This is a genomic window from Pseudodesulfovibrio sp. lm2024, assembly GCF_051175575.1.
Taxonomy (GTDB): domain Bacteria; phylum Desulfobacterota; class Desulfovibrionia; order Desulfovibrionales; family Desulfovibrionaceae; genus Pseudodesulfovibrio; species Pseudodesulfovibrio caledoniensis.
The window spans coordinates 1,392,965-1,407,282 of the sequence record NZ_CP195092.1 but is presented as its reverse complement, the minus strand read 5'-3'; the positions used below and the strand labels follow the sequence as shown (position 1 = coordinate 1,407,282).

General features: G+C 63.6%; 14 protein-coding genes. 11 read left to right on the top strand and 3 right to left on the bottom strand.

The annotated features are described in order from the left end of the window. Positions 1-187: 187 nt before the first annotated feature. Both ACR42D_RS06470 and ACR42D_RS06465 read right to left on the bottom strand, forming a co-directional pair. Positions 188-3,208, bottom strand: a complete 3,021-nt coding sequence (locus ACR42D_RS06470) for a proline dehydrogenase family protein (RefSeq protein ID WP_484566018.1) — start codon at positions 3,206-3,208, stop codon at positions 188-190. 17 nt (positions 3,209-3,225) lie between these two features. Next, a complete protein-coding gene (locus ACR42D_RS06465; RefSeq protein WP_484566017.1) occupies positions 3,226-3,699 on the bottom strand; it encodes an Lrp/AsnC family transcriptional regulator in 474 nt (157 codons plus the stop codon). 162 nt (positions 3,700-3,861) lie between these two features. Between ACR42D_RS06465 and ACR42D_RS06460 the strand changes: the two genes are divergently transcribed. The 7 genes from ACR42D_RS06460 (at position 3,862) to ACR42D_RS06430 (ending at position 9,635) form a co-directional block, all read left to right on the top strand. Beyond that, positions 3,862-5,007, top strand: coding sequence for an ABC transporter permease (locus ACR42D_RS06460; RefSeq protein ID WP_484566016.1), 1,146 nt, complete (start codon positions 3,862-3,864; stop codon positions 5,005-5,007). A 9-nt stretch (positions 5,008-5,016) separates the two neighbouring features. Further along, positions 5,017-5,817, top strand: a complete 801-nt coding sequence (locus ACR42D_RS06455) for an ABC transporter ATP-binding protein (RefSeq protein ID WP_484566015.1) — start codon at positions 5,017-5,019, stop codon at positions 5,815-5,817. A 3-nt stretch (positions 5,818-5,820) separates the two neighbouring features. Further along, a complete protein-coding gene (locus ACR42D_RS06450; protein WP_484566014.1) occupies positions 5,821-6,972 on the top strand; it encodes an MlaD family protein in 1,152 nt (383 codons plus the stop codon). A 12-nt stretch (positions 6,973-6,984) separates the two neighbouring features. Continuing rightward, positions 6,985-7,602, top strand: a complete 618-nt coding sequence (locus ACR42D_RS06445; RefSeq protein ID WP_484566013.1) for an ABC-type transport auxiliary lipoprotein family protein — start codon at positions 6,985-6,987, stop codon at positions 7,600-7,602. Beyond that, entirely contained in the window at positions 7,602-8,126 is a 525-nt protein-coding gene (gene yjgA, locus ACR42D_RS06440) for a ribosome biogenesis factor YjgA (RefSeq protein WP_484566012.1), read from the top strand. The genes ACR42D_RS06445 and yjgA overlap by 1 nt, the downstream gene beginning before the upstream one ends. 162 nt (positions 8,127-8,288) lie before the next feature. Further along, a complete protein-coding gene (locus ACR42D_RS06435; RefSeq protein WP_484566011.1) occupies positions 8,289-8,558 on the top strand; it encodes a hypothetical protein in 270 nt (89 codons plus the stop codon). Positions 8,559-8,729: 171 nt separating this feature from the next. Further along, a complete protein-coding gene (locus ACR42D_RS06430) occupies positions 8,730-9,635 on the top strand; it encodes a DMT family transporter (protein WP_484566010.1) in 906 nt (301 codons plus the stop codon). On the opposite strand, the gene ACR42D_RS06425 is transcribed toward ACR42D_RS06430, so the two are convergent. After that, positions 9,632-10,459 (bottom strand): 1,4-dihydroxy-6-naphtoate synthase, encoded by an 828-nt coding sequence (locus tag ACR42D_RS06425; protein ID WP_484566009.1) that lies wholly within the window; start codon positions 10,457-10,459, stop codon positions 9,632-9,634. The genes ACR42D_RS06430 and ACR42D_RS06425 overlap by 4 nt on opposite strands. A 129-nt stretch (positions 10,460-10,588) precedes the next feature. On the opposite strand from ACR42D_RS06425, the gene ACR42D_RS06420 reads away from it, so the two are divergent. From ACR42D_RS06420 to ACR42D_RS06405, 4 genes are all read left to right on the top strand, one after another. Next, positions 10,589-11,227, top strand: coding sequence for a TetR/AcrR family transcriptional regulator (locus tag ACR42D_RS06420; protein ID WP_484566008.1), 639 nt, complete (start codon positions 10,589-10,591; stop codon positions 11,225-11,227). A 3-nt stretch (positions 11,228-11,230) separates the two neighbouring features. Continuing rightward, complete coding sequence (gene mqnE, locus ACR42D_RS06415; RefSeq protein WP_484566007.1) at positions 11,231-12,325, top strand: aminofutalosine synthase MqnE; 1,095 nt, start codon at positions 11,231-11,233, stop codon at positions 12,323-12,325. A gap of 94 nt (positions 12,326-12,419) precedes the next feature. Next, the gene (gene mqnC / locus ACR42D_RS06410) at positions 12,420-13,490 is read left to right on the top strand and encodes a cyclic dehypoxanthinyl futalosine synthase (RefSeq protein ID WP_484566006.1); all 1,071 of its coding nucleotides are present in this window, start codon (positions 12,420-12,422) and stop codon (positions 13,488-13,490) included. Then, positions 13,490-14,314, top strand: coding sequence for a menaquinone biosynthetic enzyme MqnA/MqnD family protein (locus ACR42D_RS06405; RefSeq protein ID WP_484566005.1), 825 nt, complete (start codon positions 13,490-13,492; stop codon positions 14,312-14,314). The genes mqnC and ACR42D_RS06405 overlap by 1 nt, the downstream gene beginning before the upstream one ends. Positions 14,315-14,318: the final 4 nt, after the last annotated feature.

The following is a 14,318-nucleotide window of genomic DNA, read 5'->3' as shown; positions in this document are numbered from 1 at the left end:
TTTCCCCTCTCTCATTCCTTCTTCTCTCCAAGCAAAGTGAAGCCTCCCCCTCTCTCGCCCCTCCCTACCCCGCGAAGCGGAACCAAAAATATAGGAGGGATGAGGGATGGGGGCCCAGGGGAAGGGAGGCAAAAAAAGTCCCGCCGGGCGCACCCGACGGGACTTTTTGGTAACCGTTAGAGCCTGCCTAGCTCAGCCAGTCGTCGTCCTCCTCGATGGGGGCGAAGCCTCGGCGCATGGTGTTTTCGCAGACGATGCGCGGGTCCAAGAACTGGAGCAGGTAGTCCGGTCCGCCGGACTTGGAGCCCACGCCGGACATCTTGAATCCGCCGAAGGCGTGGCGTTCGACCAGCGCGCCGGTGGAGTACTTGTTCAGGTACAGGTTGCCCACGCGGAACTCCCTGTAGGCCCGCTCCAGGTTGTGCGGGCTGCGTGAGTAGATGGCGCCGGTCAGGGCGAACCGGGTGGAGTTGGCGATGTCCAGGGCCTCGTCCATGTCCTTGGCGCGCATGACCGCGAGCACGGGCCCGAAGACCTCTTCCTGGGCGATGCGGTGTTCCTTGGTGATGTTCTCGACGATGGTCAGGGGCACGTAGCAGCCGCCGGTGGCCTTGAGGTCGTCGGACACGTTGCGCTTGACCAACACCCTGCCCTCCTCCTCGGCGATTTTGACGTAGCGCAGGACGTTTTCCTGAGCCGCCTTGTCCACCACCGGGCCCATGTAGTTGGCCGGGTTCTCGGACGGGCCGAGCTTGATGGACTTGGCGGCCTGGGTCAGGCGGCCGACGAAACGGTCGTAGATGGCGTCCAGGACGATGACCCGCGAGCAGGCCGAGCACTTCTGGCCCTGGAAGCCGAAGGCGGAATAGAGCACGCCGAGCACGGCCTCGTCGAGGTCGGCGTCGTCGTCGATGATGGTCGCGTTCTTGCCGCCCATCTCGGCGATGACCCGCTTGCACTGCTGCTGTCCGGGCTGGGCCACGGCCGCGCGCTCCTGGATGCGCAACCCGACTTCCATGGACCCGGTGAAGGCGATGATGGCCACGTCCGGGTGGTCCACCAGATGGTCGCCCATGACCGAGCCGCGTCCGGGGCAGTAGTTGAACACGCCGCCGGGCAGTCCGGCTGCCTGCCACATGTCGACCAGGGCGCGGCCCACACAGGAGGAAGACCCGGCGGGCTTGTAGACCACGGGGTTGCCGCAGACGATGGCCGCCGAGACCATGCCCACGGAGATGGCCATGGGGAAGTTCCACGGGGCGATGACCGCGGCCACGCCCTTGCCCTGATAGAAGAGATGGCTCATCTCGCCCGGGGCCCGGCCCATGCGCCGGGGCTTGCCCAGGCGGATCATCTCGCGGGCGTAGTATTCGAGGAAGTCGATGGCCTCGCCCACGTCGGCCTGGGCCTGATCCCACTGCTTGCCCACTTCAAGGACCTGCAGGGCGGACAGGTCGTGGATGTTGGCCTTGAGATATGCGGCGGCCTTGAGCAGGACCTCGGCGCGCTCCTCCGGGGCCACGTCGCGCCAGGAGAGATACGCCTCGCGGGCGGCCTCCACGGCGGCGTCCACCTCGGCCACGCCCGCCTGGCACACGGAGCCGATGATCTCGGCCGGGTTGGCCGGGTTGTAGGAGTCCAGGGTGTCGTCCGTGGTCACGTCGCGGCCGTTGATGTACAGCGGGACCTGTTTGCCCATGGCGGCGCGAAGCTTGGCAATGGACGCCGGGAAGGCCTCGCGCTCGGCCGGGACGGTGAAGTCCGAGGGCGGGAAGTTCTTGAACCGGGGCAGCCCTTCCTTTTGCTCGGGCTCGGTCCTGCACTTGTCCTCCAGTTGGCGGCGCAGGGTCTCCTCGGGATTTTCCAGGAGCCGGTCCATGTCCGCCTCGTCGGCAAAGGTCTGCTTGAGAAAGGACTCGTTGGCCGTGTTCTCGAGCAGCCGGCGGACCAGGTAGGCCATGCCGGGCAGCAGATCGCCGTAGGGGCAATAGAGACGCACGCGCTTGGCCACGTTCTTGAGGCCCTTGCGCACGGGCCCGGCCATGCCGTAGAGGACCTGGAACTCGTAACGGTCCTCGGGCACGCTCAGCTCGGCCGCGTTCTCCATGACCGCCGCGATGGTCCGGATGTTGTGCGATGCGCAGGCGAAATGGCAGATGTCGTGGTTCTCGAGGATGTAGCGGGAAACGCGCTCGTGAGCCATGTCGGACTCGGGCTTGTGGGTCCAGACGGGCACGGGCCAGTCGTTCTGCTTGGCCAGCACGGTCTCGTAGTCCCAGTAGGCGCCCTTGACCAGACGGATGGACACCGGGAGATTGACCTCGCGCGCCCAGTCGATGAACTGGCGGACATCCTCGTCCACGGACTTGAGATAGGCCTGGAAGACGATGCCCAGATGCGGGTAGTCCGGGTACTTGAGACGCAGCCGCTTGTACAGCTCCACCGTGGCTTCCTTGTACTTGAGCTGCTCCATGTCGATGCACATGAACCCGCCCATCTCCATGACCTTTTTGTAGACCGGCTCGATGCTGTGGACCATGCCATCCACGGTGCCTTCCAGGTCCACGGGCTTGGACTGGGAGTAGAAGGCCGAAGGCTTGACCGCCACGTTGACCTTGGGGGCGTTGCCCCAGTCCAGTTCGCCCTCGCTAGCGTCCAGCGGCTTCCACTTGTCCAATTCCTTATGTATGGCGTCCAGGACCTCCAGGTAGCCGTCGCGGTAGGCGGCGGACTCCTCCTCGGACACGGTGGCCTCGCCGAGCAGGTCGAGGACAAAGGCGAACCCGTCCTTGCGCAGCTTCTTGATGCCCTTGACCGCCTCCTTGGCCTCCTGGCCGATGATGAACTGGCGGGCCATGGACTCGATGTTGGAGCGGATGGTCTTGTTCAGGACCTTGGCCACCAGGCCGCCGCCGAACTTGGTCTTGGTGGCCCCCCACTTGAGCACGTCCGGGATGTTGGAGTCCTCGCCCGCAAAATATTCTTCGATATGGCGGGAAAGGGATTCCGATGTGCTCAGGTACGGAAGAACGTCAACAAATCGAAACATCTGGACCTTGAAATCCTCGTTTTTCATGGCCCAATCCATGACCTTTCCGGTCCACCAGCCTTTGTTGAAAACCGAAGGAGATTCGCCGGTAATGGACGAAAAAAACTCCCTGCCCCGAGCGATGATTCTCGGGTCCAGGGAGGTCGGTGTAGCGGACATTGTTGACTCCTTGTGTTCTAGTCTTTTTCGTGGGGTAGTGGAATGACCCGTGACTCCTTGACCGTGGTCAGGACAATGGTCGAATTGGTGTCCCTGACCGGCCCGAGAGTGCCGAACTTCGCCAGTGTCGCCTGCAAGGCCTCGGTGTCTTCCACCCGAACCTTGACCAGGTACGAATCCCGCCCTGCGGTGTAATGAACTTCCAGAACCTCCGGGAACTCGGCCAGCTTCTGCCCGACCTCGGTGGCGCCCACGCCCTCTTCCACCCGAATGGAAGTGAAGGCCGTCAGCCCGCGCCCCAGAGCTTTATGGTTGACAATACATTCATAGCCCTTGATGATATCGCTCTTCTTCAGCTTGCGCACGCGCTCGAGCACGGCGGAAGGAGCCTTGCCGACCTTCCGGGCTATCTCGGCATTGGAAACCTTTCCGTCTTCCTGAAGGATGTTCAGGATTTCCAAATCCAGTTTGTCAATCTTTCTGTTATTCATAGAATAAAGAAATAATATTCTTTTCACCCCCTGTCAAGCGCCTCACCGTCTCCGGGGTTACCTCCCCTCACATACAACTTTTCTTTTCACGGCTCCTCGGATATTCTGACAATCCGATATGTTCGGCGCATAGCCCCGAAATCAAGCAAGGAACAACACCGCATGGCCACCAACGACAACCGCAGCCGGACCGACGCACGGGTCTCCATCTCGAGCCGGGCCGACGGACTGGTCCTGGCCCTGTCCGGCCGTCTGGACGCGGCGGGTACCGCCGGGGTCTGGGACAAGGCCGTCAAGGGCGCGTCCGGGGAAGCGTTTTCCCGGCTGACCGCCGACTGCGCGGGGGTGACCTACATGGACGGAGCGGGCGTGGCTCTTTTGCTCAAGCTCAAGGAACTGTGCGCCGACCGGGACGCCGCCATGGCGCTGGACAACCTGCGCGAAGAGGACCGCAAGCTGGTGGCCCTGACCTGGGACAACGTGCTGCCCAAGATGCTGGCTGCGGATCGGGAACGGCGCACCCTGTCCGAGTCGCTGGAGGCCTGCGGCGGCGAGATATGGCGCAACATCCGCGAGATGGTCGCCTTTGTGGGCGAAACCGTCTCCCTGCTCGCCCAGGTGATCGTCCACCCGCGCAGGGTGCGCTGGAAAGACGTCATCCTGGCCTGCATCAATGTGGGCGTGGAGTCCATGTTCATCATCGTGCTCATCGGCTTCCTCATGGGACTGATCATGTCTTTCCAGTCGGCCATCAGCCTGCAACGGTTCGGCGGTGAGATATTCGTGCCCAACATGCTCGGCCTGGTCATGTTCCGCGAGATGGGTCCGCTGGTCACCTCCATCCTCCTGGCCGCCCGGTCCGGCTCGGCCTTCGCCGCCGAGATCGGGACCATGAAGATCAACGAGGAGCTGGACGCCCTGACCACCATGGGCCTCTCGCCCATGCGCTTCCTGGTGGTCCCCAAAATTTTGGCGACCATGTTCATGGTCCCGCTGATGACCATGTTCTTCAACCTGGCCAGCCTGGTGGGCGGCGCCCTGGTCATGCTTTCCCTGGGCTACCCCCTGGTGACCTTCACCTCGCGCGTCTTTTCCTACGTCGGCATGTCCGACTTCTGGGGCGGCATGTTCAAGGGGCTGGTCTTCAGCTTCCTGGTGGCTGGCGTGGGCTGCCTGCGCGGCATGCAGACCCGGTCCGGGGCCAGCGCGGTCGGCCTCTCCACCACCAGCGCCGTGGTCTCGGGCATCATCCTCATCGCGTTCGCGGACGGCATCTTCGCCGTGGCGTTCTACTACCTGAATCTCTAGGCGGCGGGCATGGAAAACACTCCTGTCATCAGCGTGCGCAACCTGACCTGCGGCTACGACGGCACCATCATCGTGGACGACGTCACCTTCGACATCAATCACGGCGAGGTCTTCATCATCCTCGGCGGCTCGGGCTGCGGCAAATCCACCCTGCTCAAGAACATGATCGGCCTGGTCGAACCCATGGCCGGACAGGTCTGGTACGGCGACGAGGAACTGACCTCGGCATCGGGCGACGCACGCCAGGCGATCATCCGCAAATTCGGCGTCATGTACCAGATGGGCGCGCTCTTCGGGTCCATGTCCGTGCTCCAGAACGTCATGCTCCCGCTGGAGGAGTTCACCGACCTGCCCCCGGAGGCCATCGAGCTCATCGCCAAGTCCAAGCTGGCCATGGTCGACATGGAGAACGCGGCCTTCAAGATGCCCGCCGCCCTGTCCGGGGGCATGAAAAAGCGGGCGGCCATCGCCCGGGCCATGGCGCTCGACCCCGGCATCCTCTTCCTGGACGAGCCGGGCGCGGGGCTGGACCCCATCTCCAGCGCGGCCCTGGACGAGCTGATCCTGGACCTGTCCAAGAACCTGGGCATCACCTTCGTCATCGTCACCCATGAATTGGAAAGCATTTACAAAATAGCGGATCGGGTTATCATGCTCGACAAGGAAGTCAAATCCATCGTGGCCGAGGGCGACCCGCGCGTGCTGCGCGACACCTCGGACAACCCGTCCGTCCGGCGCTTCTTTCTCCGGCAGCCCGACGCGGACGCCCCCGACCGTGAACCGGATCGACAACCGGCAGCTCAAGGATAGGCAATGGTACGCACGAAAGACTATTTCAAGCTGGGCCTGTACATCATACTCGGCACCGGCATGCTCCTGGCCGTAGTCGTCATCCTCGGCGCCGGGCGCTTCTTCGAGACCACCTTCCCCCTGGAGACCTACTTCGATGAGTCGGTCAACGGGCTGTCCGTGGGCTCCCCGGTGAAACTGCGCGGCGTCCAGGTGGGCCGTGTGGCCGAGATCAACTTCGTGTCCAACGTCTATTCCGAAGCAACCGACGACGAGGCCCGCTACGTCTACGTCCTGTGCGAGATCAACCCGGACCTCTTCGAGAACCTGACCGAAAAGGACTTCGTCCAATACGTGGCCCGCGACGCCGAGCGCGGCATGCGCATCCGGCCCACTTCCCTGGGGTTGACCGGCCAGCTTTTCCTGAACACGGTCTACCAGGACCCCAAGTCCAACCCGCCCCTGCCCATCGACTGGACCCCGCAGCACGCGTACATCCCGTCCGTGCCCTCCACCCTGAGCCGGGTCGAGGAGGCCGTGACCACCATCAGCAAGACCCTGAGCAGCCTCAAGCAGGAAGATCTCGAATCGATCATCAAGGACGTCAAATCCATCGTCGGGACCATCAACGACTTCATGAAGACCGAGGGCGGCAGGGAGGCGGGCGACCGCATGCTCGATATCCTCCAGTCCACCCGGGGCATCCTGGCCCGGACCGACAAGCTGCTCTCCGACCCGGCCGCCGAGACCATCATCCCCAAAACGGCCTCCATCCTGACCAGCGTCGACCGCATCACCAAGGAGTCCGCCGACGACATCATCAATGCCGCGGCCGAGACCCGGGCGGCCATCGCCAGCTTCAACAAGGCCTCCCAGGTCCTGAGCAAGACCCTGACCGACCCGCGCATGGACAAGGCCATGGCCGAGATCGCCCCGACCCTGGAAAACGTCTCCAAGGCCTCGGCCGACCTGGCCACCGCCGTGACCAAGGTCCACGCCCTGGTCAACCGCCTCAACGGCGTGGCCGCCTCGCAGGAGGCCAACGTCCGGTCCATCATCGAGGACACCAGGGAGGTCATGGAGAACGTCAAGGAACTCACGGACGAGGCCAAGCGGTATCCGTCCGGCGTAATCTTCGGCACCCCGCCGAACAAACCCCATCCCGAAAGCAACTAAGCGGTGACCGCCATGAAACGACACCACCTTCTCATAGCCCTCCTGGTCACGTCCCTGGCCGTCTCGGCCTGCGTCAAGCTGGGCGGGAAACCACTGGAAAAGCACTACTACCAGATTTCCCCGACACGCACCGCGCAAAAGGCCGATGCGCCCAGGGACATCATCCTCCTGGTCCGGCGGCTGTCCGTATCGGACCTCTACAACACCCGCGAACTGGTCTACCGTGGAGCCGAGGAGCGCGTGGACTCCGATTTCTACAACATGTTCTTCGTCAATCCCGGCAGCATGCTGACCACGGAGCTGCGCAACTGGCTGCGTGCATCCGGCCAGTTCAGCCACATCATCGAGCCGGGCAGCATGGTCGTTCCCTCCCTCACCCTGGAAGGCGTGGTCAACGCCCTGTACGGCGACTATTCCGGCGAGCAACCCGCCGCCGTGGTCGAGATGCAGTTCTTCGTGGTGGACGAATCCACCCCGGACAACGCCATCGTCTTCTCCGGCTCCTACACACAACGCATGCCCGTGGCCGACGCCGATCCCCAGACCCTGGTGAAAGCCATGACCCAAGGCGTGGAACGCATCTACGCCTCCCTTGAAACCGACCTGGCCGCCGCGCCGCTCAAAGACTGATGGCTAAAAAGAAACCGACCTACCTCCCCTCCGACTTCGACGAGATCGAAGACCGTCCGAGCCGCTCCCAGCTCAAACGCGACATGACCGCCCTGCAACAGCTCGGGGCCGACCTGGCCGCGCTGGGCGACAAAGTGGTCAAGGAAGCGGGCCTGCCGCCCGAAGTGGAAAAGGCCCTGCTGCTCATCAAGACCATGACCAAGCACGAGGCCAGACGCCGCCACATGCAGTACGTGGGCAAGCTCATGCGCACCTTCGACACCACCCACGTCAGCGAACTGGTCGAGACCGCCCATCGCGGGCACGAGGTCAAGACCAAGGCCTTCCAACACATCGAAGACCTGCGCGACCGCCTGATGGACGGCGACGACGACCTGCTCCAGGAACTCTTCGACAGCCACCCCGAAGAAGGCCAGCGCCTGCGCCAACTGACCCTCGGCGCGCGCCGCGAAAAGGCCAACAACAAACCACCCAAAGACACCCGCGCCCTCTTCCGTCTCCTCCGGGATTTGGAAGGGGAGTAGCGCCTCCGGGCCTCCAGCCGTAGGGCTCGAAGACTCGCCTACGGCTGGAGGCCCGGAGGCAAAAAAAACACCCCCCGGACTTGACGAGCGGGGTTGGGGGATTATCTTGTCTTTATTGAATCAATGACGGCCTGATCCGCCGCATATAAGGAGATGATAGAGATGGTTATCCACGAATACGCCGGAATCGTCACGGAGTTGCCCGACAGGGACTGTCCGCATTGCGGTAAAAGGCTGGACGCCTGGCTGGCGCCTCCCGAGACCGGTTGGGGAGTCATCCTCATCTGCAACAACAACAATTGTCCGCACTACCTCGGCTCCGAGACCGACATCATGCACAAGCGCGACGATTCCCATCTGGGCTGCCGTTACGCCGAGAATCCGGACAACGGCTTCAAGCCGGTCAACGTCCTCGCCGTCTGCCCCCACTAGGGGAGATTTCATAGAACACCGTGAAAAGGGTCCTGCGCAAGCGGGGCCCTTTTCACATTTCAGGCCCCTTGCGCCTCCGATCTTCTCCATCCGAATAAGTGATGGCGAATCCCATTCCCTTCAAGGGTGAACAATGGTAGACGATCCCTTCACATCCACAGGAGTTTGCACATGGTCATCGCTGAGGGGAAATCGAGGGCGCTGCTGGCGCTCGGGGCGGCGGTCCTGCTTTGGGCCAGCTCGTTCATCGTGCTCAAGATCGCCTTTCAGCGATTCGATCCCATGGTGGTCATATTCGGCCGCATGTTCGTGGCCTCGGTCTGCTTCATGCTGGTCTTCAGGACCCTGAAGCGGATCGACTACCAACCGGGCGACTGGAAACTGCTCGCCTTCATGGGCATATGCGAACCGGGCTTCTATTTCGTCTTCGAAGCCATGGCCCTGACCTACACGGACGCGTCCCAGGCCGGGATGATCTGCGCCCTGCTGCCGCTGATGGTGGCCGTGGCCGCGCGGCTGACCCTGAACGAACCCCTGACCCGGCGCACGGTGACCGGCTTCGGCCTGGCCATTGCCGGGGCGGTGGTCCTGTCCAGCGTGGCCGAGGCCACGGAAACTGCGTCCAACCCGGTACTCGGCAACTTCCTCGAATTCATGGCCATGGTCTGCGCCTGCGGATACATGATCGCCTTCAAGAAGCTCAGCCCCCGCTACAACCCGTGGTTCCTGACCATGATCCAGGCCTTCACCGGCTCCCTGTTCTATTTCCCGCTGCTCTTTTTGCCGTCCACGCAACTGCCCACGTCCTTCGACCCGGTCGGGGTGACCTCCGTACTGTACCTGGGCGTGTTCGTGACCATCGGGGCCTACGGCATGTACAACTACGGCATGTCCAAGATTCCGGCGGGCCAGGCCTCGTCGTTCATCAATCTCATCCCGGTCATCACGCTGGTCATGGGAGTGGTTCTGCTCGGCGAGCGGCTCAACTGGATGCAGTACGCGGCTTCGGCCCTGGTCATTATCGGCGTGTACGTCAGCCAGGACACCAAGGCCAGGAAGCCCGTCCCCGCCACCTAGAGGGTAATGAAGATATCCTTCCGGGTACAGCCCGCCTCGGCCAGCAGGCGCGAGACCGCCTGTATCCCGGCCTCGCCCGCGTCCAGGCTGTAGTCCGTGACGAACGTCTCGATGTGGGTCTGGACCACCTCCTCACTCAGCTCCTGGGCGTGGCTGCGGATATAATCGCGCCCGGCCTCGGGCTCGTTGCGCGCGAAGAGCAGGCTCTGGCGGATGGCCTCGTTCATGCGCCGGGCCACAGCCTCGCCCAATGACCGCTTTATGGCGATGGCCCCCAGCGGAATGGGCAGGCCGGTATGCGCCTCCCACCACGCGCCCAGGTCCAGGACCCGGATCAGGCCGCGCTCGCCGAAGGTGAACCGTCCCTCGTGAATAACCACGCCCGCGTCCACGAGCCCGGCCTCCACCGCGGGCATGACCTCGTCAAAGACCATGGGCATGCGCCCCACCGATATCCCGGCGTCGCGGCAGCACATCCCGAAGATCAGGTTGGCCGTGGTCCGCTCGCCCGGAATGGCCACCCTGCCGCCGTCCAGGGACTGGAGCGTCCGCCCCTCCCCGGCCACCAGCACCGGCCCGGCCCCGTAACCCATGGCCCCGCCCGCGCGCAGCAGCACGTACTCGTCCAGGATTCCGGCTGCCGCCGCCGTGGACACCTTGACCACATCCAGCGCGCCCCGTGCGGCCAGCCCGTTGAGCTCCTCCACATCGGCCAACGTCACGTCCAGTCCGCCCGACCACGGGACCAGCCCCTTGGTCAGGGCGTGAAAGATGAAGGTGTCGTTGGGACAGGGCGAATAGCCGAGAGTCAGCATACTATTCATAATAACCTTCTGTTTTAACTAATCTTCATCACCATACTTGACACAATCGGCGTGCCCCTGTACTCATGGTGACCACCTGGTCACCACTAACGGAACGGACCGGAAAGCGCAAGTGCGGGAGCACAACGATTGACGAAAAACACCTTTGAGAACCTGCCCGATGAAAAGCGGCAGCGCGTCCTGGACGAGGCCACCGTGGAATTCGCCGAGCACGGCTACCACCAGGCGTCGGTCAACCGCATCGTCGACCGGCTGGGCATCGCCAAGGGCTCGCTGTTCAAGTATTTCGGCAACAAGCAGGGACTGTTCGAGCACCTTTTCAGCCGCGCGGTAAGCGACTTCAAGAAGCCGCTCAAGGCCATCCGGGACACGCCCGACCTCGGCTTCTTCGAGCGCATCGAGCAGAGCTTCCTGGCCGGAGCCCGGTTCGTGGACGGACACCCGAACCTCTACCGCATCTATCTGAAGATGCTCTTCAACGAGAATTTCCCCCTGCGCGAGCGGTTCCTCGGCGAAATCCGGGGCGCGCACGCCAAATACCTCCGGCAGCTCATCGAGGGCGGCGTCCGGGACGGGCAACTGCCCGCCACCCTGGACGTGGAAATGGCCGTGTTCACCCTGCACGCGGTCATGGACCGTTTCCTCCAGGGCTACGCCGTGCCCACACTGGACAACGGGCTCGCGCCCGCCGCCTCCCTGCCGGACCGGGCCCGCGCCCTGGCCACATTCCTGCGACACGGCCTGGCCGACATTTCCACACAGGAGTAACCCATGAACCTGTTCAAGAGCGATTATTACCAAAACATGGACCTGGCCGACATCCGCGACAAGGTCGAAGCCGGAGAGCGGCTCTCCTTCGAGGACGGCGTGCGCCTGTTCCAATGTCCGGAGCCGTTGGCCGTGGGCGCCCTGGCCCACCGCGTGCGCACCCGTATGCACGGCGACAAGGCGTTCTACGTGGTCAACCGCCACGTCAACTACACCAACGTCTGCGTCAACGGCTGCGCTTTCTGCGCCTACCAGCGCGAGGAAGGCCAGTCCGGCGGCTTCGTGCTCACCCGCGAGGACGTCCTGGCCAAGCTCGAGGCCGCCCCGCTGCCGCCGCGCGAGGTCCACATCGTGGGCGGCTGTCATCCCCGGCTCGGCCTGGACTATTTCGAGGATATCCTGTCCGCCGTGCGCGACCGCTACCCGGACGCGGTCCTGAAATGTTTCACCGCCGTGGAGATCGCCCACTTCGCCCATCTGGAGAACATCTCCACCAGCGAGGTCCTGGCCCGGCTCAAGGCGGCCGGGCTCGGCATGATGCCCGGCGGCGGGGCCGAGATCTTCGCCCCGAGGGTCCGCGAGCGGCTCTGCCCGCGCAAGGCCACGGCCGATGAATGGCTGGCCATCCACGAAGAAGCCCACTCGCTCGGGCTCAAGACCAACGGGACCATGCTCTTCGGCCATATCGAGACCGTCGAGGAGCGCGTGGACCATCTGGTCCGGCTGCGCGAGTCCCAGGACCGCAGCCACGGGTACACCTGTTTCATCCCCCTGCCCTTCCTGACCGAGAACAGCCAGCTGGCCATCGACAATCCACTGACCGGGCTGGAGGAGCTCAAGACCATCGCGGTCTGCCGCCTGATGCTCGACAACATCCCGCACATCAAGGCCTACTGGGTCATGCTCGGGGTCAAGCAGGCCCAGGCCGCCCTCAAGTTCGGGGCCGACGATTTCGACGGCACCGTGGTCGAGGAAAAGATCGGCCATGAGGCCGGGGCCACCTCGGAACAGGGGCTGTCCCGGACCGAACTCGAAGACATGATCCGGGGCTGCGACTGCACCCCGGTGGAGCGCGACGGCTTTTTCAACGCGGTGTAGAGATGCCTCCGCCCCCCCATCCCCCTTTCCTTCCTAAACTTTTTAGGCCGCTTCGCGGGACTGGCAGTGGGAAGACTGAGCAAGAGAGATTGATATGAGTGAGCTTGAGAAGATTTTTGACAAGGTGTTGGACGGGGAGCGTATCGGATTCGGCGAGGCCGAGTTGCTCTATGCCGAGGCGGATTTTTACGACCTCGGGTGGCTGGCCCATCAGGTCCGGCTGCGCAAGCACCCCGACTCCATCGTCACCTACGTGGTGGACCGGAACATCAACTATTCCAACGTCTGCGTCTGTTGCTGCAAGTTCTGCGCGTTCTTCCGCGAGCCCGGCGACAAGGACGCCTACGTGCTCTCCTTCGAGGAAATCGGACGCAAGATCGACGAGACCAAAGCGCTCGGCGGCACCCAGATTCTCATGCAGGGCGGGCACCATCCGGACCTGCCCCTGACCTGGTACGAGGACATGCTCCGCTGGATCAAGAAGAACCACCCGGTGCACATCCACGCCTTTTCCCCGCCCGAAGTGGTCTTCTGGAGCGAGAAGGAAGGCATCCCCGTAACCGAGGTCGTCCGTCGGCTGCGCGAGGCCGGACTGGACTCCATCCCCGGCGGCGGGGCCGAGATCCTGGTGGACGAAGTCCGCTCCCGGGTGGCCCCGAACAAATGCCCGTCCGACCAGTGGCTCGGCGTCATGGAGGAAGCCCACAAGCAGGGGCTGCGCACCACCGCGACCATGATGTTCGGCCATCTGGAGACACCGGCACAGCGGTTGGAGCATCTCTTCCGCGTGCGCGAGGTCCAGGACCGCACCCACGGGTTCACCGCCTTCATCCCCTGGACCTTCCAGCCCGACCACACCGCCCTGCCCCACTGCCGCAAGTTGACCAGCGTGGAGTACCTGCGCACCCTGGCCGTGTCCCGCATCGTCCTGGACAACGTGGACAACGTCCAGGTCTCCTGGGTGACCATGGGCCCGAAGATCGCCCAGCTGGCCCTCTATTTCGGCGGCAACGACTTCGGCTCGACCATGATCGAGGAGAACGTGGTCAAAGCCGCGGGCGTGGCCTTCCGCCTGTCCCGCGAGGAAATCCGCCGCCTGGTGGAAGGGGCCGGTTTCGAGCCCCGCCAGCGAACCATGGACTACACCCTGATGGAGGCCAAGTAATGCCCGTCCGCCTCGGAAGAATCGGCTATCTCAACGTCCTGCCCATATACCACCCTCTGGAAACAGGCATCCTGCCCATGGACTGCGAGGTTACCTCGGGCCCGCCCGCCGAGCTCAACAAGCTCATGGACGCGGGAAAGCTCGACGTCTCCGCCTGCTCCAGCGTGGAGTACGCCCGCCACGCGGACAAGTACTACCTCATCCCGGATATCGCCATCGGCAGCCGGGGGCCGGTGCAGTCGGTGCTGCTCCTGAGCCGGTGCCCGGTGGAGGAACTGGACGGCAGGACCATTCTGGTCAGCGCCCAGACGCACACTTCCGCCGCTTTGCTCCGCGTGCTCCAGGCCAAGCTGTGGAACATCAAGACCGTATTCACCACCGGCAGCGCCACCGACGTCCTGGGCACCGGGGAACGTCCCCAGGCCATCCTGTGCATCGGCGACGAGGCCCTGAACCTGCGCTATCACCCGGACTACCCGCACCGCATCGACCTGGGCGAGGCCTGGCGCGAACTGACCGGCCTGCCGTTCATCTTCGGCGTCTGGATCGTCAGCCGCGAAAGCTGGCAGCGGGATAAGGAAAAGGTGGAACAGGCCGCACGGCTGCTGCTGGCGGGCAAGAACTGGGGCACCGAAAACATCGGCGACGTCTGCGTCATAGCGGCCGAGGAGAGCTGCCTGAACGACGAGGAGATGTGCTCCTACTTTGACGGCCTGGTCTACGACCTCGGGCCCGAGGAACAGAAAGGAATGCGGGCCTTCTACGAAAGCCTGGTGGAGACCGGGATCATCGACAAGGCCCCGGAGTTGGTCTTCCTGCCCTGACGCC

Bases quoted from the DNA above. Each gene is read 5' to 3' on its own strand.
- yjgA (WP_484566012.1), top strand. From the start codon at position 7,602: ATGGCTAAAAAGAAACCGACCTACCTCCCCTCCGACTTCGACGAGATC.
- ACR42D_RS06450 (WP_484566014.1), top strand. From the start codon at position 5,821: ATGGTACGCACGAAAGACTATTTCAAGCTGGGCCTGTACATCATACTC.
- ACR42D_RS06465 (WP_484566017.1), bottom strand. From the start codon at position 3,699: ATGAATAACAGAAAGATTGACAAACTGGATTTGGAAATCCTGAACATC.
- ACR42D_RS06435 (WP_484566011.1), top strand. From the start codon at position 8,289: ATGGTTATCCACGAATACGCCGGAATCGTCACGGAGTTGCCCGACAGG.
- ACR42D_RS06470 (WP_484566018.1), bottom strand. From the start codon at position 3,208: ATGTCCGCTACACCGACCTCCCTGGACCCGAGAATCATCGCTCGGGGC.
- mqnC (WP_484566006.1), top strand. From the start codon at position 12,420: ATGAGTGAGCTTGAGAAGATTTTTGACAAGGTGTTGGACGGGGAGCGT.
- ACR42D_RS06455 (WP_484566015.1), top strand. From the start codon at position 5,017: ATGGAAAACACTCCTGTCATCAGCGTGCGCAACCTGACCTGCGGCTAC.
- ACR42D_RS06405 (WP_484566005.1), top strand. From the start codon at position 13,490: ATGCCCGTCCGCCTCGGAAGAATCGGCTATCTCAACGTCCTGCCCATA.
- mqnE (WP_484566007.1), top strand. From the start codon at position 11,231: ATGAACCTGTTCAAGAGCGATTATTACCAAAACATGGACCTGGCCGAC.
- ACR42D_RS06460 (WP_484566016.1), top strand. From the start codon at position 3,862: ATGGCCACCAACGACAACCGCAGCCGGACCGACGCACGGGTCTCCATC.
- ACR42D_RS06445 (WP_484566013.1), top strand. From the start codon at position 6,985: ATGAAACGACACCACCTTCTCATAGCCCTCCTGGTCACGTCCCTGGCC.
- ACR42D_RS06430 (WP_484566010.1), top strand. From the start codon at position 8,730: ATGGTCATCGCTGAGGGGAAATCGAGGGCGCTGCTGGCGCTCGGGGCG.
- ACR42D_RS06425 (WP_484566009.1), bottom strand. From the start codon at position 10,459: ATGAATAGTATGCTGACTCTCGGCTATTCGCCCTGTCCCAACGACACC.